We start from the raw sequence: 23,883 nt of genomic DNA, 5'->3' as shown, positions 1-23,883 counted from the left end.
CCCTGCTTGCTACTCCCAGAGGATTTCGTCGTCCACCACGCCGTCCTCGTCCGCTGCGACCACCAGGAGCTCGTCGGTGAAGCGTGATCCGAGCGTGAAGTCCAGGACGAAATAGCGTTCCGGCTGTCCGGGGTAGATGGCGACGTGGCCGAGCTTAAGTGCTTTCAAGAACACATCGTTGGTGAGCTGGCCCTTGTCCCGGACGCCGAAGACCGATTCCAGCTGCTCATCCTTGAGCTGCGAGCTGTGGAAATGCAGGAACTGCTGAGGGTTGGTGCCGTCTTGGTCGAGCTCGTCGGCGATCATTTCCCTGACTTGGTCCACCAACTCGGGCAGGAAGCGCAAGCGGTAGTCCACCTTGCGCATGGCGGCCTCGTCAAAGTGGTCGTGCGCAGTGACATTGAGGTCCAGCTCCAGTTGGTTGCCGGCGAGCTCGTGCCTCGCGACGAAGCAATGTTCACTCCCGTGGTTGAGCTCAATCTCCCCAAAATGCTTGCTCGCTACCTTGCCCATGTGATCAATCTAACCCCATCAACCTACTGGTTCCAGCACTTGGGGATATTTCACCTACGCCGTTGCGGACCCTTGACAGGCGCGGTTTTCAGGGGGTGAAGTCCGCTCTTGCCGGAGGTGTCCCTCAGGGTGTCGGCCAGCAGCTGTGTGAACAACTGCACTTGGGCGGTCCGCTTTTCGTTGATGAGCAGGGCAAAGACGTTTCGTGCCAATCGGATGTCCGGAACATCGAGGACCACGACGCCGGATGGCCGGTTCCGGAGCGCCAGTTCGGGTACCAGCGAGGCGCCCAGCCCGGCGGCCGTCATTTCCAAGCTGGCATGGAAGTCGTCACTGTAGGCCACCACGCGGGGGTGGAGGTTGCAGCTGGCGAACAGGCGCTCGATCACCAGTGCGTCACTGGTGCCTGGGTGGTGGACGATCCACGGCATATCGGACAAGTGTGCTGCCTCGATTTCTGCATCCTCCCGGATTTTCCATGAGGCCGGCAGCACCACGCGGAAGTCGTCGTCGCCGATCCATTGCCGTTCCAGGGAGTGGGGCCACGCCAGGCCGGACTGTCCCACTTGGTACACCAGTGCTACATCCAGTTCGCCGCCGCTGCGCAGTCCCTGGATGGTTTGGGCCGGCTCTGCCACGGAGACGCGCAGTTCAATGCCCAACCCGTTCCATCGTTCGTTCCGCAGGATCTCCGGCAGTACGTAGGTGGCAAGGCTCGGGAAGATGCCCAGCCTCAGTTCCTGGGCGGGGGAGTCGTTGGTTCTCGAGGCCGCTGCCATAAGGGCTTCGACGTCGGTCAGTACCTTCGAGGCGTGCCGGGTCATGGTCACGGCCGCCTCCGTAGGGACAACGCTGCGGGCCGAGCGTTGGAAGAGTTCGACGCCGGTATCGCGTTCCAGCGCGGCCATCTGTTGGGAGACTGCCGAGGCCGTGTAGCCAAGCTGGGCGGCGGCGGCAGCGAAGGAACCCAAACGGGTTACTTCCATCAGCGTCCGGAGGTGGTGGAGATTGACCATCAGCAGATTTTAGCTGTTCGCCACGCCACATTTTCAAAGTGTCACGACACGCCGTATCCCGGCGACACGCTGGAGATTAAATGTGGCTAAGTAGTCCACAGGGTGTGGATGACATCTCTCAATTTGGCGGAATCACGGACATTTTGAGGGCCCTTGCCTGTGGACGAGCGGTGGATTGAATGACATACTTGTAATACATCATCTTGGGGTTCCAGTTCTGCTCTTGCACTACATGTAGTATCGATTTACGGATTGAGCGGGAAAGCAGCCCAAGCCAAAATCAGAGCGTGTTGGCTGTCACGGCAGCCCGCGGGCCGGTATCGGATTCAGTAGTTAGTTCCGGTTGAGCCCGCCAGATACGAAGAGCGACAGACTTCAACTAAGGGGACAGGGATCATGACCGTAACGGTTTACACGAAGCCGGCCTGTGTTCAGTGCAACGCAACCTACCGGGCACTCGACAAGAAGGGCATTGCCTACCAGAGTGTCGACATCTCCCAGGATGCCGAGGCCCTCGAGCGCCTCAAGGCACTGGGCTACATGCAGGCTCCGGTTGTCGTAACCGAGCAGGACCACTGGTCTGGTTTCCGCCCGGACAAGATCGAGGAACTGGCCCAGGCCGTTTCCTCCGTGGCCTAAGTTTCCATTCAAACTTCGCCACCACAGCACACTAAGAATTCCTCTGTAGACGAGGTGACTCCCATGGCAACGCTGACAGCGGCAACCGTACGCAAGGCGACGGAAGCTGTCACTACGAGGAGTCACCTCATCTACTTTTCCTCGACCTCCGAGAACACCAAACGATTCGTCCGGAAGCTGGGCAGGGATGCGGCTCGTATCCCCTTGTACGCCCAGGACGCTCCTCTTCTGGCACTTGAACCTTTCGTTCTTGTCCTGCCCACTTACGGCGGAACGAACGGCGAAGGTTCCGTGCCGAAGCAGGTCATCAGATTCCTGAACGATCCAAGGAACAGGAAACTGATCCGCGGTGTTATCGGAGCAGGGAACACGAACTTCGCGGACAACTACTGCGCGGCCGGGGACATCATCTCCGTCAAGTGCAAGGTGCCGCATCTTTATCGGTTCGAACTTATGGGAACACCCGAAGACGTAGACCGAGTGAATCAAGGATTGGAAGAGTTTTGGACACAACTGTCGCAGAAACAGAAGTAACCGGGAGCGCTGTGGACACGGCCAAGAAGCCCCTGCCTGAGGCTTATAAGGGCTTGGGTTATCACGAGCTCAACGCCATGCTGAATCTGTACGGACCGAACGGCGAAATCCAGTTCGAAGCCGACCGTGAAGCAGCGCACCAGTACTTCCTGCAGCACGTGAACAACAACACGGTGTTCTTCCATGACCTGGAAGAGAAGCTCGACTACCTGGTGAAGAACCAGTACTACGAGCGCGAAACGCTCGACCAGTACACCATGAACTTCATCCGCGACCTCTTCAACCGCGCCTACAAGAAGAAGTTCCGCTTCGAGACCTTCCTTGGTGCCTTCAAGTTCTACACGTCCTACACACTGAAGACGTTTGACGGCAAGCGCTTCCTGGAGCGCTACGAAGACCGTGTCTGCATGGTTGCCCTGCATCTGGCCCGCGGCAACGAGGACCTGGCCAACCGCCTCGTCGATGAAATCATTGACGGCCGCTTCCAGCCGGCAACCCCCACGTTCCTCAATGCCGGCAAGGCGCAGCGCGGCGAGCTCGTCTCCTGCTTCCTGCTTCGCATCGAAGACAACATGGAGTCGATCGCCCGCGCCATCAACTCCGCCCTTCAGCTCTCCAAGCGTGGCGGCGGTGTTGCCCTCTCGCTCACCAACATCCGCGAGCACGGTGCCCCGATCAAGCAGATCGAAAACCAGTCCTCCGGCGTGATCCCCGTGATGAAGCTCCTCGAAGACAGCTTCTCCTACGCCAACCAGCTCGGTGCCCGCCAGGGTGCAGGTGCCGTCTACCTGCACGCCCACCACCCGGACATCCACCGCTTCCTGGACACCAAGCGCGAGAACGCTGATGAGAAGATCCGCATTAAGACCCTTTCCTTGGGCGTTGTGGTTCCGGACATCACGTTCGAGCTCGCCAAGAAGAACGAGGACATGTACCTCTTCTCGCCGTACGACGTCGAGAAGGTCTATGGTGTTCCGTTCTCCGATATTTCGGTGACCGAGAAGTACTACGAGATGGTTGACGATTCCCGGATCAAGAAGACCAAGATCAGCGCCCGTGAGTTCTTCCAGACGCTCGCGGAGATCCAGTTCGAGTCCGGCTACCCGTACATCATGTTCGAGGACACCGTGAACCGGGCCAACCCGATCGACGGCAAGATCACCATGAGCAACCTGTGCTCGGAGATCCTGCAGGTTTCCTCGCCGTCCATCTACGCCGAGGACCTCAGCTACGAGACCGTCGGCAAGGACATTTCCTGCAACCTCGGTTCCATGAACATCGCCAAGACCATGGATTCGCCGGACTTCGGACTCTCCATCGAGACGTCCATCCGCGCCCTCAGCGCTGTGTCCGACATGTCCTACATCAACTCAGTTCCGTCCATCGCGCAGGGCAACGCCCAGAGCCACGCGATCGGCCTGGGCCAGATGAACCTCCACGGCTACCTTGCCCGCGAGCACGTCCACTACGGTTCCGAAGAGGGCCTGGACTTCACCAACATCTACTTCTACACGGTGCTGTTCCACGCCCTGCGTGCTTCAAACCGCCTGGCCATCGAGACCGGCCAGAAGTTCGGCGGCTTCGAGAAGTCCACCTACGCATCCGGTGAGTTCTTCGACAAGTACACCGAGCAGGAATGGGCTCCGGAGACGGACCGCGTCAAGGAACTCTTTGCCGGCCACCACATCCCCACCCAGGATGACTGGCGCGAGCTGAAGGCCTCTGTCATGGAGCACGGCATCTACAACCAGAACCTCCAGGCCGTGCCGCCTACCGGTTCCATCAGCTACATCAACAACTCCACGTCCTCCATCCACCCGGTGGCCGCGAAGATCGAAATCCGCAAGGAAGGCAAGATCGGCCGCGTCTACTACCCGGCTCCGTACCTGACCAACGACAACCTGGAGTATTACCAGGATGCCTACGAAATCGGCTACGAGAAGATCATCGACACCTACGCCGCTGCTACGCAGCACGTGGACCAGGGCCTGTCCCTGACGCTGTTCTTCAAGGACACCGCCACCACGCGCGATATCAACAAGGCGCAGATCTACGCATGGCGCAAGGGCATCAAGACCCTCTACTACATCCGTCTCCGCCAGCTCGCGCTGGAAGGGACTGAGGTTGAGGGCTGCGTTTCCTGCATGCTCTAGTCAACCGTTATCGGCTGACTCTCGGCGGCCTCGGCTGCACCCAAAACTAAAGATTACGACGGCGGGCCACCACCCGCCGTCGTAGGCTTATCTCAAGAAAAACCATCGCTTAAAGGGGATGAAATGACCGAAAAGGTCAAGCTGCTGACACACGTCGAGGCCATCAACTGGAACAAGATCCAGGACGACAAGGACGTGGAAGTCTGGAACCGGCTGGTCAACAACTTCTGGCTCCCGGAGAAGGTGCCGCTGTCCAACGACGTCCAGTCGTGGCATACCCTGACGCCGGATGAGCAGCAGCTCACCATGCGCGTTTTCACCGGCCTGACGCTCCTGGACACGATCCAGGGCACGGTCGGCGCTGTCTCGCTGATCCCGGATGCGATCACGCCGCACGAAGAAGCTGTGTACACCAACATCGCCTTCATGGAGTCGGTGCACGCCAAGTCGTACTCGTCCATTTTCTCCACCTTGTGCTCCACCAAGGAGATTGACGACGCCTTCCGCTGGTCCCTCGAAAACGAGAACCTGCAGAAGAAAGCCCAGATCGTCATGGACTACTACCAGGGCGACGATCCCCTGAAGCGCAAGGTGGCCTCCACGCTGCTGGAGAGCTTCCTGTTCTACTCGGGCTTCTACCTGCCCATGTACTGGTCCTCGCGCGCCAAGCTCACGAACACGGCCGACCTCATCCGCCTCATCATCCGCGACGAGGCCGTGCACGGTTACTACATCGGTTACAAGTTCCAGAAGGGCTTGGAGAAGGTATCCGAGGCCCGCAAGCAGGAAATCAAGGACTACACGTTCGAGCTCCTCTTCGAACTGTACGAAAACGAAGTCCAGTACACCCACGACCTCTATGACGGAGTCGGCCTGGCCGAGGACGTCAAAAAGTTCCTGCACTACAACGCCAACAAGGCCCTCATGAACCTCGGCTACGAGGCCATGTTCCCGGCTTCCGTCACCGACGTGAACCCGGCCATCCTGTCGGCCCTGTCCCCGAACGCCGACGAGAACCACGACTTCTTCTCGGGCTCGGGCTCCTCCTACGTGATTGGCAAGGCTGTCAACACGGAAGATGAGGACTGGGAGTTCTAAGTCGTCTATTAGTCGACCACCAAGAGGCGGGCAGCGAGCAATCGCTGCCCGCCTTTTTCGTGCCTGGTCATGTTCTGGAGGGTCGGTGTCCGGGTAGTGGTGGGGCTTTGGATTGGTAGGTGTGTCCGGTGGGGGTGCTGATGCTCAGGGTGTGGGTGTCTTCGGGTAGGGGTGTGGCGGCCCAGCCGGGGTTTTCTTTGGTGTGGTTGCATGCTTCGCAGAGCCCTGCTGCGTTGTCCAGGGTGGTGGTCCCGCCGGAGTGCCACGGTACGACGTGATCGATGTGCCGGATGGGCGCGTCGCAGTACGGTGTCCTGCAGGTATGGTCGCGGGCTTCGATGAATCGACGGTGCCGGTGCGGGAAGAGCCTGGCTTTGGAGTCCATGGCCAGCAGCTCACCGCTTTCGGGCGCGGTGTAGAGCCGCCGGAGCCAGACCTTGAACTCCTGGTCCTGTTCGGGTGCCGGCTGTAGGTCCTGTGCTGCGGCACCTCGTACTGGTGTCTCTTCTGCTGCGCCGATCAGGGTTCTTGCCCAGGGTGCGGGGACGATGCCGTAGCCGTGGAGCCGGGCGGGTTCGGAATCGCTTTGGAACAGGGTGCGGTCGGTCATGACGACTTGGAGTTCAACCCCGGAGATCCCGCCGGGGGTGCCGGTGGTCCGTTCAACGAGGGTGTCGGCCATGACTTGGCCGCGGGTCCTGGGGTCACCGCTGGACCGGGCAGAGTCAGCGCTCCGGGTCAGTGCCGCGTACACGGCCACGCCTTGGCCGACCGGAAGCAGCGCGGTCAGGTACGTCATGGTGTCCGGTGCCGGTCTGAGGCTGACGGTTCGTTCCGTCGCGGCGTGGCTGGCGCGTTGGGCCACGGACCGTGGGTCACGGCGGTACGCGGCAGCTTTCGCGGCGGCGATGATGGCTTTGTCTCCGGCGCCGTCGAAGGTTCCGGTGTCGGGGGCGAGTTCGGCGTCCACCGCGGCCCGGTCTTCCACGGACAGGCAGGCTGTTTCCTTGACCAGCAGTGTGGCCCGCCACTCGTTGAGCAGGCCTTTGTTCAACGCCGCCAGGGTTCGAGGCATCTCCGTGACCAGGGCTTTGGCGAGGCCCAGCAACCGTGAGCCGCGGTTCGGTGATTCCCGACGCGCCAGCGCTACCTGCGCACCGACACCCTTGCCACGTTCGGCCGCAGGTACTCCCGCTTCGGCCTGTTCAGCGCGTTGGGCCAGATCAAAGGCCACGGCAATCTGGGCCTGCAGACCGGAGATGGCCGACTTCATCTCCTCCAGCATCCGCAATTGAGCAATCAGGTCACCGCTGATGGTCCCGGGCTGAGCCACACCCCGGGACAAGGGCTGCGCTACACCACGGGACAAAGAAACAGCAGGCACAGCAGACACCGTTGCTTGTGCTTGCCTTTCCCCGATCTGCTTCATGCTCCAACTCTCGCAGGAGGCACTGACATTATTAGACCGCCTGACTGGCCGGGTGAGTTCGGTTCCCACGTTGATTTCCCGCAACCAGCATTGAACTACCTCAAGCACCCTCCAGCAACGAGACGCACCCTAAAAGCAGGACTACGGGACCTCGCCTCCAGTTGTCGACCCAGCTGTCCCGCCCTTGTCCGCATCTCCATATCAGAGGAAGATCTTCGTCACAGCCGGGAGGTTTGCCATGGTGCAGCTGGAGAAGTTTGAAAAGTACTTGATTGAAGAGTTCTACGATGACTTTCGCACCGGTGAGATGTCCCACAAGACGTTCACCAGACGGGTCGCGTTCATAATAGGGGAGTATGACCGCGTCTGCGGCGGCCATGACCCTGGTGGGCTGTACACCGGACGAGGCGCCCAGCGGCATGTGGACGATTTCAAGGGCGCCTTCGAGTACCTCAATGGTCAGGACTTTGTCGAAGAGGGCCGCGTCGCCATGATCGGGTTCTGCTTCGGGGGCGGCATCACCTGGCAGGCAAGCACCGAGATCCAAGGACTCAAAGCAACATCCGCCTTCTACGGTCCCGCACCAGATCCGGCGAAAGTCCCCACCATCAAGCCGGCAGTCTTTGGCGTCTACGCGGAGAACGATGCGCGTATGACCGGCTCCATGCCCCAACTCCAAGAGGCCTTGGACAAGACCAGCGTCAAGCACCAGCTCAAGGTGTACCCCGGAGTGGACCATGCCTTCCACAACGACACCAGTGAGCGCTATGTGAGGGCCCAAGCCACGGCAGCCTGGAATGACACCCTGGCCTGGTTCAGGGACAACGTCTGAACCGCCCTACCAGAGGACTCAGCCCTGCAACCGCGCAGCCTCGCTGGCCAACTCGGCCTCCAACGTCTCGATGCTCGGCAGGCTGGCCACCAGTTCGTCCGGCAAGGAGTCAGCGAGGGAGGTTTTCCACTCCGCAATGCCCACGGGAGCGTTGAACCCACGGAGTGCGTACTCGGCCACCACGCTGTTCTTCTCCTTGCACAAGAGCAGGCCGATGGTCGGCTTGTCATCCGGATGTGCCATGAGGTCATCCACCGCCGCCATGTACATACCCAGTTGCCCCAAGAACCCGGGTTCAAATTTCACGGCCTTCAGCTCGATCACCATGTAGCAGCGCAACTTCAGGTGGTAGAAGAGGAGGTCTGCGAAGAACTCGTCGCCGGCAATCTCCAACCGGACCTGCTCGCCCACAAAGGCGAAGCCCTGTCCCAGCTCCAACAGGAATTTCTCCACGTGTTTCACCAACTGCAGCTCCAGGTCCCTTTCGGTGTGCCGATCACTCATGGACAGAAAGTCGAAGACGTAGGGATCCTTGGTTGCCTGCTGTGCGAGATCCGAATCTGCAGGGACCATGGTGGAGGCAAAGTTGGTGATGGCTTGCCCCGAACGCTCATGCAAGCGGGTTGAAATCTGGTGCGTCAGCACGTTGCGGGACCATCCGTGTTGGGCAGCTGCCGCGGCGTACCAAAGGCGTGTGGCGGCGTCGTCGAGCTTTTCCAGCAGTGCGATCTGGTGGTACCAGGGCAATGTTGCAAGCGGCGCTTGCAACTTTGGGAAGTCAGGCCAGGCCTGCGCGAAGCTCTTCATGTACCTCAAGTTCCTGGGGGAGAAGCCCTTGGCTTCCGGGAACCGGGTCCGGATGTCGGCAGACAAACGGGTGACCACCTTGGCGCCCCAGCCTTGCTCGGATTCGCGTTCGGCGAGCTGCCGGCCAATGCTCCAGTAGGAATTCAACACCTCACTGTTGGCCGCAGCCATCGCCCGGGTCCTGCCAACGCGGACCTCTTGGGCCACAGTGTTAAGCAAAGTGGGATACCAGTCGGGCATGGACGAAGCAGCCGGGACACCCGGAAATGATGCTTCGGTGGCGAGCTCTTGGGAAGGCACGGTGCTCCTGTCGGTTGCTGGTGTGACCACGCTAAACGGAGGCACTGACAAAATAGACGTGTGAGCGAAGCCGGTGAATTCATGGACCACACGCTGCAGATGGAATCCACGTGGGAGAAAGCTGCCGAGGCCAGCGAGCGTCTTGGCGGGGCGCTGAAGGTGTATGGCGCATCCGTGGGTGCCGTGCGGGGAACCGTGAGGGACACGCTCAAGCGGTACAAGAACCTGGACCATGACGAGATCACCGCCTTGAGTTCCGAACTCTGGGCCGAACCTGTGTTTGAACGGCGGCTTGCAGCAGTGGTTCTGCTGCAGACCAAATCAGGCATCCTGGTCAACACCGATCTCACCCGCATTGAAGGTTTTATCAGGCAGGCCGGGACCCGCGAACTGGTGGATCCTCTGGCCGTAGACGTCGTCAAACCATTGATGGCACGCCTGGAGGGCCAGGCGAAGGAACGCTCCGAACGCGTACTGGAACGGTGGGCGGCAGACCCGGATCCGGAGCTGCGGCATGCGGCGGCCCTGGCGACGGGGACCACCCCTACCCCTTGATATGCACCAGCGACCCGCCTAGCGTTTCACTCACCACATGCCAGTGAATTGAGAGGCAGGCTAATCGATGAAATCGCTGTGGTTGGACCGGGAATCCCGCTTCATGTCCGACTCAATCCCCGAGGAAAAGCATTTTGACACCATCGTGGTGGGCGCCGGGCTTACGGGCATGGTGGCCGCCCTGCTGTTGTCCAGGTCCGGGCAACGCGTGGCTGTGTTCGAAGCCCGAACACTTGGTGCAGTAACCACCGGCAACACCACCGGCAAGCTGAGCCTCCTCCAAGGTGGAGCGCTGTCGGCCTTGCGCAGCCAGTACTCCCTGAAGGTAGTGCAGGCTTACGTGGAAGCCAACAAGACCGGGCAGTCCTGGCTGACGCAGTACATGGAGCAGCAGGGCATCCCGTTCCAGCGCCGCACGGCGGTTACTTTCGCAACCACGGACGACGGCGGTCAACGGCTCCGGAAGGAGGCTGCGGTTTCGCGGGACGCAGGTTTGGACGTGCACTTCAGCCGTGATGCTGGCCTGCCGTTTCCCGTGGTGGAAGCCCTGGAACTTGATGGCCAGGTCCAGATTCACCCCATGGAAGTGCTGGAGACCCTCGCCCGGGACATCCGGGACCACGGCGGCGTGATCGTCGAGGACATGCAGGTGCAGAACGTCGGCTCGGAGCAACCCATGGAGGTCTCCACCCGCAAAGGAACTTTCACGGCGGACACTGTGGTGATTGCTACGGGCATCCCCATCCTGGACCGCGGCCTGTACTTTGCCAAACTGGAGCCCAACCGGTCTTACGCGGCGGCGTTGAAGGTGCCCGGCGACATTCCGAAGGGAATGTACTTGTCCATCGATTCGCCCACCCGTTCCCAGCGCACACAACCCACGCCCGAGGGGGAGTTGCTTCTGGTCGGCGGCTATGGCCACACGGCGGGTCGGGCCACGTCTCCGCAGTCCCACCTTGATGACTTGCTCGGGTGGGCAACGCAGCATTACCCGGGAGCAGAGGTCACCCACACGTGGTCAGCCCAGGACTACCAGGCCACCAACCTGATGCCCTTCTTCGGCAAGCTTCCCCGGGGCCGCGGCCGGATCTTCTTCGGCACGGGCTACAACAAATGGGGGATGAGCAACGGTGTGGCGGCCGCACTTTCCATAACTTCGGACATCCTGGGCGGCCAGTCCGACTGGGCAACCGTCATCCATCATCGCGTTACTTCGCCCCAGGGCGCGCTCCAGGCTGTCCGCCTCAACGCCTCCACCACCAAACGGATGGTGGAGGACAGGGCAAGGATCAAGGCAAATCCTGAAATCACCGATCAAACCCGCCCCGCGGAAGGAACGGGCGTGGTGGGCCTCTACAAGGGTGAGCCGGCTGCTGTTTCCACGGTGGATGGCAATGTGTGCATGGTTTCGGCGAGCTGTTCCCACTTGGGTGGCATTGTGAGCTGGAACGATGCCGAAAAGTCCTGGGACTGCCCGCTCCACGGTTCCCGGTTCACGCCGGAGGGTAAGTACCTCGAGGGCCCGGCTACGCATCACTTGCAGAAGTCGCCGGTCAAGCCTCCTGCCAAGAAAAAGGACTAGGTCAGCCGTTCGACGCGCCGCCGCGCTTGGTCGGCGGCGCGTCGTTGCTGCGTGGCGGTCCTGACGGCACGTTTCTTGTTCAATTCCGCGGTTTCGGCATCACGGGTGATGCCAATGAGTTCGGCCTCAAGGGCGGCCAGACGCTTCTTGGCCTCTTCGATCCCTGACTTGATGCCCGAACGACGCCCGGCCAGTTCGTTGACGGTGTCCCACGCTTCGGAGGCTGACGATTCTGCCTCCTTGGCTGCTTGGTCCGCGGCCTCGAACTCTTTGCGGGCATCCTCCAGTGCAGCTTGCTGCTTGGCGGCACGCCGATCGGCCAGGGATGTCGCTTCGTCCTTAACGGATTTGCGGTTGGGTTCTTTCTCTTTGGACGGAACGTTTTTGGAGGGCGGAGAGCTCTTGGAACGTGCTGCTGTTTTCTTCCCGGCCGCGCCCTTCGCAGGTGTTCCTTCGACGGAGAGCTGTCCAGCCTCGTCGTCGGGGCCTGCTGCTGCGATCGCCCCCGTCAGATCCACTGCCTCGAAGCCGCTGCCGCTAAGACCGCGGATCAGTCTGCCTGTCCGGACCGCGGCGCCGGCCCCGGGATCGGCCATTGCCGCCCTGAACGTCTGCTCTACATCTGCTGCTGCAGCAGCGCTGAGTGGAGCGCCCAGCTCCGAAGCCAGGTCCTTCGCCGCATGGACTGCTGTTGTCAGGTGGCCTTGGCGTTGCTGCCCGAGTTCGCGGAATGCTTCGGCGTCGCCCTCCTCTTGGGCGGTTCGCAGCGAAACGCCAAAGCGTACGACGCCGTCAATCACCTCAGGCTTGTGAATGGCCAGCATGTTGATGGCCCAGGCGCCTGCAGCCGGTTTGGGCAGGCTGCCGATTTCCTTGGCCAGGTCCTTGGCGCCGGTATCCTTCGCTTTCCGGACCAGTGCTGTTCTCCCGGCCGTGAAATCGCGGGGCGGCACGGCGTAAAGCTCCTGGGCGGCGTCACGGAGGTCCATGCACTCATCCTAGGGTCAGCAATGGCCCATCCCAGGGGCAACGCTGATCCGGGGGATGCGCTGGTGCCGCCGGTTGAGCGTCAGGGGCCGAAGCCGGGTCTCCACTGGGTCGTTGCTTAGGGTAGCCTAATTCGAGTGGATCAGATCATGAGTTTGCCTTTCGGCGTCGCCCTCGCGGCGCTCTTTGCGATTGTCATGATCCGGGTCAATGTCACGTATTGGATCGGGCGGGGAGCTGTTGCCGGGCTCGCGCATACCCGCTTCGGCAGTTCTTTGGAGCGCCCCAAAGCAGCCCGTGCCCAAGCCCTCATCCAGCGGTGGGGACCATACGCCGTCGTGCTTTCCTTCCTTACCATTGGGCTGCAGACTGCCATCAACCTCGCTGCGGGGGCAGCGCGCATGCCCTTGCGAAGGTACCTGCCCGCAGCAATTGCCGGTTCTGTGATGTGGGCGTTGCTCTATGCCACCATCGGGCTTGCCGCCTTGGAAGCCTGGCTTGCGGTTGCGGCGGCGTCTCCCGTTGGCGCCGGGCTGGGAGTGGCTGCGGTGGCTGCCGTTGTTGTCTGGGTCGTGCTGGTCCGTCGACGTCGGGAAAGGGCCAAATCAGCGGATACAGTGGTCTGAGTTCTACTGCTGGATCGGCGAAAGGCTCGGGTTGACTACTGCATTACCGGAACTGGCGGACGGCGATTTCTATTACCAATCGTTGGGCCAGGGCCGCTACAGGTCCACGATCCATGCCCAGGGTGCGTGGAATCCCCACGAGCAACACATGGCCCCGGCCTCGGGCATCATTGCCGATGCCCTGGTCCGCCATGAGCCCAGGGACGATGTCCGCATGGCGCGGATCAGTTACGAAATCCTCGGGCTGATTCCCGGCGGCGAGTTCCAGGTCGCCACCTCAACGCTGAGGCCGGGAAGGACCATCGAGCTCATTCAGGCCGAACTCTCCGCCGGCGGCCGTGTTGCCATCCGTGCCTCGGCGTGGCGGATGGTCACCAGCGATACCAGTGCCGTAGCGGCAATTGAGGACCAGCCCATGCCGGCGCCCGATGAATGCAAGCCGTGGGAGGGTGCAAGTGTGTGGCCCGGCGGCTACATCCGCTCCTTGGAAATGCGTTTGGCCGAGGGCCACCGGCCCGGATCAGGCAAGGTTTGGATCCGCACTTCGCACCCTCTGACCGATCAGGACGACACCACGGACCTGGCGCGTCTGATGGGGTTGGTGGATACCGCCAACGGCATCGCTGCCCGGGTTCCCCCGGGCGAAAACAGCTACATTTTTCCCAACGTCGATCTTCAGATCCACATGTACCGGGCTCCGTCCGGTGAATGGCTGGGGCTGGACAACAAAGTCTCCTTCGGTGGTGACGGCATCGGGCTGACCTCTACGGTCCTTCACGATGTCAGCGGGCCGTTTGGCAGGGCCGAACAGATCCTGACATTGAGGAAGAGCTGATGGCGGACTCTCCTGCAGGGGCCCGCCGGCTCAGGGTCTATCGGCAAGGCGAATCGATGGGAGCGGCAGGAGACCTCGACTTTGCCCTGGCGCTGTTGCAGCGTGCCCGCAGCGGGCAGCTGGGTCCTTCGCTTCGCCTGTACCGTCCGCAGCCCACCGTTGCGTTCGGGCAACGGGATGCGAACCTTCCTGGATTCCCGACTGCCGCCGAAGCCTGCCGGGAGCTTGGATTCGAGCCATTGGTTCGGAAGGCGGGTGGTCGCGCTGCCGCCTACCACCAAGGAACGCTGGTGATTGACCACATCGAGCCTCATCCGGATGCGATCGTGAGGGCCAAGGCCAGATTTTCGGAGTTTGGTGAATTATTGGCCGGCGCGCTTCGCAGCGTTGGTGTCCATGCCGCCGTCGGCGAAATACCGGGGGAGTATTGCCCGGGCGAGTTCAGCGTCCACGGCGAGGACCCGGATTTTCCTGCGCACCGCATCAAGCTCATCGGCACGGCACAACGCGTGGTGTCCGGTGGTTGGCTTTTCAGCTCGGTGATTGTGGTGGAAAACTCCAAGCCCATCCGTGAGGTGCTCTCTGCCAGCTATGCCGCATTGGGGCTTGAATGGGATCCGGCAACCGCCGGTGCAGCCAATGACCTCCTGCCGCATTTGGATGTCCAGACCGTGGAGGACGCGGTGGTTGAGGCCTATCGTGGGTACGCGGAAATCCTCGACGGCGACTTCCGGACCCTGACGGGTTAGGGACGCGGGTCCCCTTCCCGCCAGGCCACGGGATTCAGTAACGTCCGGGTCAGTGACCGCGGGCGATCCATTCGTCCAGGTGCGGCTTTTCCCCTCCGATGGTGGTGGAGTCGCCGTGACCGGTGCGGACCACTGTCTCTTCGGGCAGGGTGAGCAACTTGGTCCTGATGGACTCAATGATGGTGGGGAAGTCGCTGTACGAGCGTCCCGTTGCGCCGGGGCCGCCCTGGAAGAGCGTATCTCCGCTGAAAAGCGTCCCTTCGCTGGGAACGTGGAAGGAAACAGATCCCGGGGAGTGCCCGGGGGTGTGGATTGCCTTCACTGTTGCACCGGCGATTGTGAACTCGTCGCCGTCCACGATTGCTGCATCGGGATCAGTTTCGGGGAACACGGCATTCCAGAGCATCCAGTCGTCCTGGTGCAAATGAATGGGAGCTTTGGCCAGCTCCGCGAATTCACCGGCTGAACGGATGTGGTCGTCATGGCCATGTGTCAGCAAGATGCCTTTGACGCTGCGGCCGCCCACGGCCTGGTGAATTGCTTCGGGGTTGTGGGCTGGGTCGATGACGATGCATTCGGAGTCGTCCCCGATGATCCAGACGTTGTTCTCAACGTCCCAGGTGCCGCCGTCGAGGGAGAACGTCCCTGAGGTAACGACGTGATCGATGGTCAGCGCGCTCACAGTTCAACCACCGATCGCAGGACGGCACCGTGGTGCATCTTGTCGAATGCTTCTTCGACTTGGTCGATGGTGATGCGCTCGGTCACAAACGCGTCCAAATCCAGCTTGCCCTGCTTGTAGAGGTCAACCAACATGGGGAAGTCCCTGGAGGGCAGGCAGTCGCCGTACCAGGAAGATTTCAGCGATCCGCCACGGCCGAAGACGTCCAGCAGCGGCAGCTCCAGGGTCATCTCGGGTGTGGGGACACCTACCAGGACAACCGTGCCGGCCAGGTCCCGGGCGTAGAAGGCCTGCTTGTAGGTTTCAGGACGTCCGACGGCGTCGATCACCACGTCAGCGCCGAATCCGCCGGTGAGGGCCCGGATTTCCTCGATGGGGTCGCCCTTGGAGGAGTCCACGGTGTGCGTTGCACCAAGGTCCTTGGCGCGCTCGAGCTTTTTGGCGTCGATGTCCACGGCGATGATGGTGGTGGCGCCGGCAAGCGCGGCACCGGCGATGGCTGCTACACCGACGCCGCCGCAGCCAATTACGGCAACCGAGTCGCCCCGTTTGACCCCGCCGGTGTTGAGCGCTGCGCCCAAACCTGCCATGACGCCGCAGCCGAGCAGCCCGACTGCGGCGGCATCGGCGTCGGGGTCTACTTTGGTGCACTGCCCGGCGGCGACGAGGGTCTTTTCGATGAAAGCGCCGATGCCCAAGGCCGGTGAGAGCTCCGTGCCGTCTTCGAGGGTCATCTTCTGGGTGGCATTGTGGGTGTTGAAGCAGTACTGCGCCTGGCCGCGGTTGCAGGCCCGGCAGTTGCCGCACACGGCACGCCAGTTCAGGACCACGCGGTCTCCGGGGGCGACGTCGGTGACGTCGGGCCCTACTGCGCTGACGACTCCGGTGGCTTCGTGTCCGAGCAGGAAGGGAAAGTCGTCGCTGATGCCGCCGAGCTTGTAGTGGAGGTCGGTGTGGCAAACACCGCTGGTGAGGATGTCCACCAGTGCTTCGCCGGGGCCGGGTTCGGGAACCAGGATTGTTTCGAGGGTTGCGGGTGCGCCTTTGGAGCGGACGACGACACCTTTGACTGCGTGGACCATGGAGATGTTCCCTTCGGGGCTCGCGGAGAGCGGGCCCTGTTAAAGGCAGCAAGGCCCGCTGCGGATTCCCAATCTGTCTATCACAGGTGGCAGACAGTGTGTGGATTGTTCCGTTGCGGGCCTTGGCGCGGTTAAGCCGGGAGCTTGCGTTATACGGTGACCAGGCGCTTCTCAACCTCTGAGGCTGAGGGGTTGGTTGCCGAGGTGCCGTCCGGGAAGAGAACGGTGGGGACGGTGCGGTTGCCTCCGTTGAGCTGCTCGACGAGTTCGGCCGTGCCGTCCACTTCTTCGATGTTGATCTCGGTGTAGCCGATTCCCTTGGCGTCCAGTTGCTTCTTCAGGCGGTTGCAGTACCCGCACCAGGTGGTCGAGAACATGGTGATGGTGCCGGAGTCGGGAGTGAAGTCCACAGAGCTCTCCTCAGTATTTGGTCGTTTGCGCGGAATGGTTCGTTGTTATCAACCGTAACCCGCGCCCAAATAATTCCCCGTTGCCCGCGAAGCCGGGTTACGTCGGATCTTGCGCTGGTGCGTTCTGCCAGGAGAAGGCAGACTGTTGGCATGTGTGGACGTTATGTAATGGCCCGTGCGGTGGGGGACCTGCTCGCCGATTTCGATGCCGAACTTGAAAACGAAGTTGCCCTCGAAAAGTCCTGGAATGTAGCACCCACAGATGCTGTTCCGATCGTCCTGGAGCGGCTGGTGGACGAGCACCTGAAGCGCCAGCTCCATGTTGCCAAGTGGGGGCTGGTGCCATCGTGGGCCAAGGATCCCAAGGCCGGTGCCCGGTTGATCAACGCCCGCAGCGAGACCCTCCTGGAGAAGCCCTCCTTCAAAAAGGCAGCCGTAGCCCGCCGATGCGCTGTTCCGGCTGATGGGTATTACGAGTGGAAGAAGGGCGAGGGCAAGAACAAGCAGCCCTACTATGTGCACCCGGGTGATGGCCAGGGCCTGGTGTTTGCCGGGTTGTATGAGTGGTGGCGGGACCAGTCGGCGCCGGCTGACGATCCCGGGCGTTGGTTGTTGTCCATGTCCATCCTGACGGCGGATACTCCTACTGCTGAATCTGCCCGGACCAGGCGGAGTGCTTCAGTGTTTGATGAGCTCACGGCCCTGCACGACCGCGTGCCGTTGCCGATGGACAAGGACACCATGGAGGCCTGGTTGGATCCCCGGGAGAAGGACGCTGCGGGATTGGTGGAGATGGTCCGCTCAAAGGCGCACGATGCCGCCGCCGGTTGGACGTTGGATCCTGTGGGCAGTGCCGTGGGAAACGTCCGCAACAACTCCCCGGAGCTCATTGAGCCGGTGGAAGGCCTCTTCTAACCTCAGAGAGCCTCGGTCACCGGGACGCCGGACTGGAATTCGCGTCCGTCTGCTTCGCTGAAGCCCGTCATGACGTGGCCTTTGCTGAGCCCGTGGATGGCTGACATGGGGAAGTTTCCGGTGATGACATTCCCGGAATGCTCCACGCCTTTGATGTCGTAGTTTTCCTCGGCGCTCAGGGAGTGGTTGAAGGAGTAGAACGAGATCGCCTCTCCGTTCATGAACTCAATGCCCAGCCTGCGTTGGGAGGAATAGTCCTCACTGGCAGCAACCAGGCCCACGACGTAAGCGCCGGAGCCTGGTATGTTCCCATCGATTTCGAACCGTGCCACCAGGTTCTCCTCCGATGCCGTGATGTTGACCTGCTTCAGGAGTGCGTCATTGGTACTCATGGCACAATCCTGCTCTGTGGACCCGCTGCCGTCCACCCCTTGACTTTCATCCTTCCAGCAGGCGCCGGATGTTCCCCACGATGGACAGCCTGTCAACGTCCTGGCCTTGGCGTGCGGTCAGCAGATGCATGGCGAGGCCATCACCGTAGTCGGCTACCGACTCGGCGCGGGCCCTGGCATCGGGCACGTTGAGGTGCTCCAGGATGTAGGCCAGTCCGGAGATCATTCGTTCGTGGCCGGCTGCAACCACGCCGGGCTGATCCAGGGCAAAGGCGAACCTGGCCCGGGTGAGGTCTGCATTTTCCAGCGCGAGTCCCATGAGGGCGCTGGTGAGTTGTTCGGCGAGGTCCGCTACCGACGTCGGCCTCTCCCGCCCGCGGTGCTGAAGCAGGAGGTTGTCACGTTCCTCGACGCGGTCGACGGCGGCACTGACCAGCGCTGCGCGGTTGCGGAAATAGTTCGAGGTGGTTCCAACGGCCACGCCGGCATGGGCGTCGACGGCCCGGTGCGTGAGGCCTTTGAGGCCTTTGGCCGCGACGACCGCAAGGGCGGCGTCGGCAAGTTCTGTTCGTCGGTCCGGCATGGCGAAAGTCTAGCTTCAAGACCTATCTCTACTACAAATGTAGTAGTACAGTGTGGCCATGGAAAAAGTGGACATCATTGGCGGCGGAATTGCCGGACTGGCGCTCGCGGGAAGGCTTGACCCCGGCAGGTTCGCAGTCACGGTTTACGAGCAGCGACCTGAACTGCCCACGGTCGGAACAACCCTGGCCATGTGGACCGAAGCACAGCAAGCGCTGGCCGAGCTGGGGATCCTGGGAGCCGCGCGAAGCCGGGGAGCCATCATCAAAACAGGAGCACTCCGCAGCCCGGCCGGAGAACCCCTGCTTTCCATGGAGGGGGAGGGGCTCATGGGGATTTCCCGCCCTGAACAGCTGACACTGCTTGATTCCGCCGTGCCGAAAACCGTACGCAGGGTGAACGGACGCGTGGAGGACCTCCCGAAAGATGCGGCACTGACCGTGGGTGCGGACGGGGTCAACAGTGTTGTAAGGCGTGACTATTGGGGTAAGCGAAGTGGGGCCAGGCCGACGCCGTTCCTCGCCGTCCGCGGAGTCATACCGGAACCTCCCGCCACCGGTGACATCGGCGAGTATTGGGGGCGGGGGGAAATCTTTGGCCTGGCGCCGGCCGGAAACGGAACCAACTGGTATGCCTCCTTCCGCTCAGATGACAGCCTGGACAAAGTGGACGTCGCTGCTGCCCTTGAACTGACCCGCCGCCGGTATGCCCACTACTCGCCGGCAGTGCTTAGGGTTTTGTCCCTGGCGTCGCCGAAAAACTCACTGGCCCAACGCATCTGGACCACGCCGCCCATGAGGCGCTATTCACGGGGCAAAGTGGTGTTGCTCGGGGATGCCGCACACGCCATGACCCCCAACCTTGGCAGGGGCGCCTGCGAAGCACTTATCGACGCCGTGACCCTGGCCGGGCTCCTCAATGAAAAGCCCTTGGACGCGGCGCTCGCCGCCTATGGCAGGAAGCGGGTGCCAAGGACGCAGCAACTTCGCCTCGCATCCTCACTCATGGGAAACATCGCCCTCGCCCAGGGACTGCAACCATGGCGTGATGCCCTCCTTAAGCAGGTGGGCAAGCAGGTGGCACGGTCCAGGAAGAAGGCCGAAACTTCGAAGTAGGTTTTGCATCCGGCCCGGCGTAAACTGGATTTATTCGAACATACTTTCGAATTAAGGAAACCAGTGCAAACGGGGTGAGGATATGGGGCTGTTCAGCGAGTCCGTGGAAGTCGGCTGCACGGAAACGGGCCAGCCAAACACCGTCCAATGGAAAGGAACGCACTACTCAGTGTGCAACCCCCCGGAGCGCTGGTACGAACGACGCCAATGGTGGCTTGAAGAAAGCCGCGCCCCCTTGGGAACCGGAGCAGGCCTGGTGGACCACGAAATATGGCGCGTCCAGCTCCAACCCCTCCACACAGACGCCACAGCTGCAGAACCCATCACCCTTGACCTCGTACGCCACGTCAACAGCGGGCGATGGCGGCTCCTTCGCATCCACGCTGCTGCGCCCGCACGTGCAGTAGAGCCCGACGAAGCAGCGTGAACCCTTGAGCTTTACCCACCTGCACGTCTCCACGGCCTTCAGCGCACACTATGGCGTCTCCTGGCCCGAGGAACTCGCCCAAGCAGCCGCAGCAGACGGAGCCACCGCACTGGCATGTACAGACCGTGACGGCTTGTACGGCACCATCAAACACCTCAAAGCATGCATGGACGCCGGCATCGATCCCATCGTCGGGGTGGACCTGGCAGTCTTCGACGACGACGGCGACCACCGCACCCAAGTCGCGGGCCGCGTCGTCGTCCTCGCCCACGGCAACAACAACGGCGCCGGCTACCGCGCACTCTGCAGGCTCATCTCCGACGCCCACGCCCGAACCTCAGGCAAAGCCGGAGGAACAATCCCCACGGCCATCACCCGCAGCGAACTGGCATCAAGGACACTGGACCCCCAAACCCTCAAACCCGTGCTGACAGTCCTGATCGGACCCGACTCAGATGTTGGACAGGCCATGGGAGGCCGAAAATACCTCAGGCCCAGAACACTCTTCAAACAGTGGATTGACGCCATGCCTCCCGGAACCGTCGTAGCTGAAGTCGTCACCCACCTCAGCGCCCCCGGAGAACCACTCAGCACCGCCCATGCCGTACGGATGCTCAAGCTGGCCCTCGAATACAACATCCCCGCAGTCCTCACCAACGCCGTACGCTATTGCGCCCAAGACGGCGCCGCCACGGCAGATGTCCTGGATTCCGCACGCACCCTCAAATCCCTGCCCGAACTCTCAGCAGCCCCCATGCTCCAACCAACAGGGCAAGGATGGCTGAAAACCGCTGGCCACATGCTCCAACTCGGCAAAGAAATCATGACAGCAGCCGGACAGGGAAAAGCTGACCTCCATAAACTGCTGGCCAACACCGAAGCGCTCGCCGACAAATGCCGCATCAACCCCATCTTGGACATGGGTTGGAAGAAACCCGTGGTTCCGGAAGCCTCCATCATCGGCATCGACACCGATCCCATGGTGGAACTCACCCAGCGTTGCCACGCCGGAATCACCAAGAGGTTCCCCGGCATCACAGGAGAAGCCGAAAAGCAGGTGCGCTCGCGGTTGGAACATGAACTGGGCATCATCGCGCGGCTGGGTTTCGCTTCCTACTTCCTCACCGTTGCAGAGGTATCCAGGATGATCCTCGACATGGGCGTCAGGGTAGCGGCCAGGGGGTCCGGCGCCTCCAGCCTGGTCAACTACCTGATCGATATCAGCCAGGTGGATCCAATCCGCCACGACCTCATTTTTGAACGATTCCTGTCTGGTCGCCGATCCACCCTTCCGGACATTGATATAGACGTCGAAAGCGCCGAAAGGCACAACGTCTATCGAAAGATTTTTGACCGCTTCGGCTCTGAACGCGTCACCCTCATGAGCATGCAGAACGGATACAGGGCGAGGGGGGCTGTTCGGGACGCGGGCCTCGCCTTGGGTATGGACGATGGTGAAGTCGGCGAAATTGCCAAGCAATTGTGGAGGTTCTCAGCCCGCAAGTTCCGTGAGGCATTGGTTGAAAAGCCGGAACTGCGCTCCTTTGCAGGCCGGGTGGAACAAAGGGGCCTGGAGGAAAACCAGCAGCTCGATCTCCTGGTGGACCTTACCGAAAGGTTGGACCGGCTTCCCCGGCACATCTCCATGCATCCATGCGGAGTGATTTTGGGTGATGCGACCCTCCTTGACCGCACTCCGGTCCAGCCCAGCGGATTGGGACTGCCCATGAGTCAGTTCGACAAGCACGACATGGATCCCATGGGAATGCTTAAGCTCGATGTCCTGGGCGTACGCATGCAAAGTGCCATGGCGTTTGCTGTCCGGGAAGTCATTCGCCTTCATCCTTCCAAAGCTGAGGTTGTGGCTGCGGGGCGGCATCCTGTGGAACCGGGAGGGACAGGTCCGGACTTTATCGCCGAGGACGGCAGGATCGACCTCAACGCAGTTCCTTTCGACGACGAACCCACTTTCGAGCTGATCCGGAGCACCCACACACTGGGTTGCTTCCAGATCGAGTCCCCTGGTCAGCGGGAGCTCATTGGAAAGATGGCGCCCCGGGAATTCAATGACCTCATCATTGATATCTCGCTCTTCAGGCCCGGGCCCATGAAATCGGACATGGTGCGGCCCTTCCTGGAACACCGGCACGGGTTTGCTCCGGAAAAATATCCCCACCCGGACCTCAAGCCGGCGTTGCAGGAAACGCATGGAGTGACCGTCTTCCATGAACAGATCCTCAAGACCTTCCATGTCATGACCGGGTGCGGGCTGGACAGGGCTGATGAGTTCCGGCGGGCATTGGGCGACGAAGTCCTTGAGCCGGGAGTGGAGAGCTACTTCCGACGCAAGGCCATCAAGAAGTATTCACCCGAGGTGGTGGATGCAGTGTGGGGAACCTTGAAGGCCTTCGGCAGCTTTGGGTTCTGCAAAGCCCATGGAGCAGCCTTTGCTGTGCCCACCTATCAATCTGCTTGGCTGAAAGCCCACCATCCGGAAGCCTTTCTGGCCGGACTATGGGAACACGATCCTGGAATGTACCCAAAGCGCCTCCTGGTGGCAGAAGCACGCAGGTTGGGCATCCCCATCCTGCCCTTGGACATCAACCGCAGCCAGGCCGAATACCGGGTGGAAAAAATCCAGGACGGTCCCCATCACGGCAAACTCGGGATCCGGTTGAGCCTTACGGGAATCTACGGCCTGTCGGGAGCTGAGCTCAAAAGAATCGTGGCAGGCCAGCCCTTTGATTCCCTGGCTGACCTCCGGGCGCGCGCCAGGGTAAGCAAGCCCAACATCAAGAGGCTTGCCCAGCTTGGGGCTTTTGATGCCCTTCATCATGACTCCGGGGGTAAAGCCAACAGGGCTGACCTTGTGCAACACCTCCAGGCCCTCCAAAGCAGCCCGTCCAAAAAGGCTGCCGACGTCATTGAAGGGCAATTGTCATTTGCCTTTGGTGATGTTGAGCTCCGGAACCTGGCTCCGGAACTTCCCGAGCCTTCCATGGTGGACAACGTCAGGGCAGAGCTTGACCTGATGGCCGTCGATGTCAGCGAACACCTCATGGACAGTCACCGTCCATTGCTGGACAAGCTGGGAGTCACCACTGCAGATAAGCTCCTTGGTCTTCGAAACGGGACCGAAGTGCTGGTGGCGGGAGTGAGGGTCGCCACCCAGACCCCGCCCATGCGTGGTGGCAGGCGTGTGGTCTTCATCAGCATCGATGACGGTACTGGTTGCGTGGATTCCGTCTTTTTCCATGAAGCGCAGGAAGAATCCGGACCCCTGCTGTTTGGTACCCGTTTGCTGCTGATCCGCGGAACCACCAGGCGGACAGGTCCCAAAGGCATCAGCATCAGCGCCACCAAAGCCTGGGATTTGAGCCGGCCCGAAACGTTGCCCTATGCCGAACCCGTTTCATCCGGAGGTGCCCTGCCGGATGAATACACCCACAGGGGAGCATTGCATGGCATCTCCAGGAACCTCGCCATCACTGGCCTGGGCAGCTGAACGGGCAGCTGAACGGGCGGCTGCTTGGGCGTCGGCGCGCTGCTTTGGCCGCCCCCGCTGAAGCAGATACGATTGACGGTGGCTGGCTGTGGTCCCCGTACGCCACAAGCTATGAAGC

The 23,883-nt window shown here is 61.4% G+C and carries 24 protein-coding genes; 14 read left to right on the top strand and 10 right to left on the bottom strand.

What is annotated here, in order from left to right; genetic code table 11:
- Positions 1-9: 9 nt before the first annotated feature.
- Both LDN85_RS12405 and LDN85_RS12400 read right to left on the bottom strand, forming a co-directional pair.
- Complete coding sequence (locus LDN85_RS12405) at positions 10-513, bottom strand: DUF2004 domain-containing protein (protein WP_026542426.1); 504 nt, start codon at positions 511-513, stop codon at positions 10-12.
- 50 nt (positions 514-563) lie between these two features.
- Positions 564-1,529 (bottom strand): LysR family transcriptional regulator, encoded by a 966-nt coding sequence (locus LDN85_RS12400; RefSeq protein ID WP_026542427.1) that lies wholly within the window; start codon positions 1,527-1,529, stop codon positions 564-566.
- A 396-nt stretch (positions 1,530-1,925) separates the two neighbouring features.
- Here LDN85_RS12400 and nrdH point away from each other — a divergent pair, with 396 nt between their 5' ends.
- From nrdH to nrdF, 4 genes are all read left to right on the top strand, one after another.
- Positions 1,926-2,168 carry a glutaredoxin-like protein NrdH gene (nrdH, locus tag LDN85_RS12395; RefSeq protein WP_011775022.1) on the top strand — a complete coding sequence of 81 codons (243 nt, stop codon included), beginning with the start codon at positions 1,926-1,928 and terminating at the stop codon, positions 2,166-2,168.
- A 63-nt stretch (positions 2,169-2,231) separates the two neighbouring features.
- Positions 2,232-2,702, top strand: coding sequence for a class Ib ribonucleoside-diphosphate reductase assembly flavoprotein NrdI (gene nrdI, locus LDN85_RS12390; RefSeq protein WP_026548187.1), 471 nt, complete (start codon positions 2,232-2,234; stop codon positions 2,700-2,702).
- A gap of 32 nt (positions 2,703-2,734) precedes the next feature.
- Positions 2,735-4,855: a class 1b ribonucleoside-diphosphate reductase subunit alpha gene (nrdE, locus tag LDN85_RS12385; RefSeq protein ID WP_026542429.1), complete on the top strand. Its 2,121-nt coding sequence runs from the start codon at positions 2,735-2,737 to the stop codon at positions 4,853-4,855.
- Between the two features lie 123 nt (positions 4,856-4,978).
- Entirely contained in the window at positions 4,979-5,953 is a 975-nt protein-coding gene (gene nrdF, locus LDN85_RS12380; RefSeq protein ID WP_011775019.1) for a class 1b ribonucleoside-diphosphate reductase subunit beta, read from the top strand.
- 67 nt (positions 5,954-6,020) lie between these two features.
- Here the strand turns inward: nrdF and LDN85_RS12375 are convergent, their stop codons facing one another.
- The gene (locus LDN85_RS12375; protein WP_223943216.1) at positions 6,021-7,382 is read right to left on the bottom strand and encodes an HNH endonuclease signature motif containing protein; all 1,362 of its coding nucleotides are present in this window, start codon (positions 7,380-7,382) and stop codon (positions 6,021-6,023) included.
- A gap of 238 nt (positions 7,383-7,620) precedes the next feature.
- Between LDN85_RS12375 and LDN85_RS12370 the strand changes: the two genes are divergently transcribed.
- Positions 7,621-8,214, top strand: a complete 594-nt coding sequence (locus LDN85_RS12370) for a dienelactone hydrolase family protein (protein WP_155854159.1) — start codon at positions 7,621-7,623, stop codon at positions 8,212-8,214.
- Positions 8,215-8,232: 18 nt separating this feature from the next.
- Here the strand turns inward: LDN85_RS12370 and LDN85_RS12365 are convergent, their stop codons facing one another.
- Positions 8,233-9,321, bottom strand: coding sequence for a PDDEXK nuclease domain-containing protein (locus tag LDN85_RS12365; protein WP_223943215.1), 1,089 nt, complete (start codon positions 9,319-9,321; stop codon positions 8,233-8,235).
- 60 nt (positions 9,322-9,381) lie between these two features.
- On the opposite strand from LDN85_RS12365, the gene LDN85_RS12360 reads away from it, so the two are divergent.
- Together LDN85_RS12360 and LDN85_RS12355 are read left to right on the top strand one after the other, a co-directional pair.
- Complete coding sequence (locus LDN85_RS12360; protein WP_223943214.1) at positions 9,382-9,876, top strand: DNA alkylation repair protein; 495 nt, start codon at positions 9,382-9,384, stop codon at positions 9,874-9,876.
- A 67-nt stretch (positions 9,877-9,943) separates the two neighbouring features.
- On the top strand, positions 9,944-11,458 hold the full coding sequence (locus LDN85_RS12355) for an FAD-dependent oxidoreductase (RefSeq protein WP_223943213.1): 1,515 nt from the start codon (positions 9,944-9,946) through the stop codon (positions 11,456-11,458).
- Here the strand turns inward: LDN85_RS12355 and LDN85_RS12350 are convergent.
- Positions 11,455-12,447 (bottom strand): hypothetical protein, encoded by a 993-nt coding sequence (locus LDN85_RS12350; RefSeq protein WP_223943212.1) that lies wholly within the window; start codon positions 12,445-12,447, stop codon positions 11,455-11,457. The two genes, LDN85_RS12355 and LDN85_RS12350, sit on opposite strands and share 4 nt — an antisense overlap.
- A gap of 135 nt (positions 12,448-12,582) precedes the next feature.
- On the opposite strand from LDN85_RS12350, the gene LDN85_RS12345 reads away from it, so the two are divergent.
- The 3 genes from LDN85_RS12345 to LDN85_RS12335 are packed head-to-tail and all read left to right on the top strand — an operon-like array spanning position 12,583 to position 14,655.
- Positions 12,583-13,071, top strand: a complete 489-nt coding sequence (locus LDN85_RS12345) for a VTT domain-containing protein (RefSeq protein ID WP_026548182.1) — start codon at positions 12,583-12,585, stop codon at positions 13,069-13,071.
- A gap of 31 nt (positions 13,072-13,102) precedes the next feature.
- On the top strand, positions 13,103-13,906 hold the full coding sequence (locus LDN85_RS12340; protein ID WP_223943210.1) for a thioesterase family protein: 804 nt from the start codon (positions 13,103-13,105) through the stop codon (positions 13,904-13,906).
- Positions 13,906-14,655, top strand: a complete 750-nt coding sequence (locus tag LDN85_RS12335) for a lipoate--protein ligase family protein (RefSeq protein WP_223943209.1) — start codon at positions 13,906-13,908, stop codon at positions 14,653-14,655. Before LDN85_RS12340 ends, LDN85_RS12335 begins: the two co-directional genes overlap by 1 nt.
- Positions 14,656-14,704: 49 nt before the next feature.
- Here LDN85_RS12335 and LDN85_RS12330 read toward each other — a convergent pair whose 3' ends face one another.
- From LDN85_RS12330 to LDN85_RS12320, 3 genes are all read right to left on the bottom strand, one after another.
- On the bottom strand, positions 14,705-15,337 hold the full coding sequence (locus LDN85_RS12330) for an MBL fold metallo-hydrolase (protein ID WP_223943208.1): 633 nt from the start codon (positions 15,335-15,337) through the stop codon (positions 14,705-14,707).
- On the bottom strand, positions 15,334-16,419 hold the full coding sequence (locus tag LDN85_RS12325; RefSeq protein WP_026542440.1) for an S-(hydroxymethyl)mycothiol dehydrogenase: 1,086 nt from the start codon (positions 16,417-16,419) through the stop codon (positions 15,334-15,336). Before LDN85_RS12325 ends, LDN85_RS12330 begins: the two co-directional genes overlap by 4 nt.
- A 149-nt stretch (positions 16,420-16,568) precedes the next feature.
- Positions 16,569-16,829, bottom strand: coding sequence for a mycoredoxin (locus tag LDN85_RS12320; RefSeq protein WP_223943207.1), 261 nt, complete (start codon positions 16,827-16,829; stop codon positions 16,569-16,571).
- Positions 16,830-16,997: 168 nt separating this feature from the next.
- Between LDN85_RS12320 and LDN85_RS12315 the strand changes: the two genes are divergently transcribed.
- Complete coding sequence (locus LDN85_RS12315; protein ID WP_026548178.1) at positions 16,998-17,744, top strand: SOS response-associated peptidase; 747 nt, start codon at positions 16,998-17,000, stop codon at positions 17,742-17,744.
- A gap of 2 nt (positions 17,745-17,746) precedes the next feature.
- On the opposite strand, the gene LDN85_RS12310 is transcribed toward LDN85_RS12315, so the two are convergent.
- Positions 17,747-18,136 (bottom strand): hypothetical protein, encoded by a 390-nt coding sequence (locus LDN85_RS12310; protein WP_223943206.1) that lies wholly within the window; start codon positions 18,134-18,136, stop codon positions 17,747-17,749.
- A 46-nt stretch (positions 18,137-18,182) separates the two neighbouring features.
- Positions 18,183-18,719: a TetR family transcriptional regulator gene (locus LDN85_RS12305; protein WP_026548176.1), complete on the bottom strand. Its 537-nt coding sequence runs from the start codon at positions 18,717-18,719 to the stop codon at positions 18,183-18,185.
- A 52-nt stretch (positions 18,720-18,771) separates the two neighbouring features.
- Between LDN85_RS12305 and LDN85_RS12300 the strand changes: the two genes are divergently transcribed.
- The 3 genes from LDN85_RS12300 to dnaE all read left to right on the top strand — a co-directional run bounded on the left by LDN85_RS12300 (position 18,772) and on the right by dnaE (position 23,765).
- Positions 18,772-19,833, top strand: a complete 1,062-nt coding sequence (locus LDN85_RS12300) for an FAD-dependent monooxygenase (protein WP_223943205.1) — start codon at positions 18,772-18,774, stop codon at positions 19,831-19,833.
- Positions 19,834-19,915: 82 nt separating this feature from the next.
- Complete coding sequence (locus LDN85_RS12295; RefSeq protein WP_223943204.1) at positions 19,916-20,260, top strand: DUF6504 family protein; 345 nt, start codon at positions 19,916-19,918, stop codon at positions 20,258-20,260.
- A 4-nt stretch (positions 20,261-20,264) separates the two neighbouring features.
- Entirely contained in the window at positions 20,265-23,765 is a 3,501-nt protein-coding gene (dnaE, locus tag LDN85_RS12290; protein WP_223943203.1) for a DNA polymerase III subunit alpha, read from the top strand.
- Positions 23,766-23,883 lie beyond the last annotated feature (118 nt).

This window comes from Arthrobacter sp. StoSoilB20 (assembly GCF_019977295.1).
GTDB classification, from domain to species: domain Bacteria; phylum Actinomycetota; class Actinomycetes; order Actinomycetales; family Micrococcaceae; genus Arthrobacter; species Arthrobacter nicotinovorans_A.
This window is presented reverse-complemented; position numbering and strand designations above follow the sequence as displayed.

Bases quoted from the DNA above. Each gene is read 5' to 3' on its own strand.
- LDN85_RS12405 (WP_026542426.1), bottom strand. From the start codon at position 513: ATGGGCAAGGTAGCGAGCAAGCATTTTGGGGAGATTGAGCTCAACCAC.
- LDN85_RS12400 (WP_026542427.1), bottom strand. From the start codon at position 1,529: ATGGTCAATCTCCACCACCTCCGGACGCTGATGGAAGTAACCCGTTTG.
- nrdH (WP_011775022.1), top strand. From the start codon at position 1,926: ATGACCGTAACGGTTTACACGAAGCCGGCCTGTGTTCAGTGCAACGCA.
- nrdI (WP_026548187.1), top strand. From the start codon at position 2,232: ATGGCAACGCTGACAGCGGCAACCGTACGCAAGGCGACGGAAGCTGTC.
- nrdF (WP_011775019.1), top strand. From the start codon at position 4,979: ATGACCGAAAAGGTCAAGCTGCTGACACACGTCGAGGCCATCAACTGG.
- LDN85_RS12375 (WP_223943216.1), bottom strand. From the start codon at position 7,382: ATGAAGCAGATCGGGGAAAGGCAAGCACAAGCAACGGTGTCTGCTGTG.
- LDN85_RS12370 (WP_155854159.1), top strand. From the start codon at position 7,621: ATGGTGCAGCTGGAGAAGTTTGAAAAGTACTTGATTGAAGAGTTCTAC.
- LDN85_RS12355 (WP_223943213.1), top strand. From the start codon at position 9,944: ATGAAATCGCTGTGGTTGGACCGGGAATCCCGCTTCATGTCCGACTCA.
- LDN85_RS12350 (WP_223943212.1), bottom strand. From the start codon at position 12,447: ATGGACCTCCGTGACGCCGCCCAGGAGCTTTACGCCGTGCCGCCCCGC.
- LDN85_RS12335 (WP_223943209.1), top strand. From the start codon at position 13,906: ATGGCGGACTCTCCTGCAGGGGCCCGCCGGCTCAGGGTCTATCGGCAA.
- LDN85_RS12325 (WP_026542440.1), bottom strand. From the start codon at position 16,419: ATGGTCCACGCAGTCAAAGGTGTCGTCGTCCGCTCCAAAGGCGCACCC.
- LDN85_RS12315 (WP_026548178.1), top strand. From the start codon at position 16,998: ATGGCCCGTGCGGTGGGGGACCTGCTCGCCGATTTCGATGCCGAACTT.
- LDN85_RS12310 (WP_223943206.1), bottom strand. From the start codon at position 18,136: ATGAGTACCAATGACGCACTCCTGAAGCAGGTCAACATCACGGCATCG.
- LDN85_RS12305 (WP_026548176.1), bottom strand. From the start codon at position 18,719: ATGCCGGACCGACGAACAGAACTTGCCGACGCCGCCCTTGCGGTCGTC.
- LDN85_RS12295 (WP_223943204.1), top strand. From the start codon at position 19,916: ATGGGGCTGTTCAGCGAGTCCGTGGAAGTCGGCTGCACGGAAACGGGC.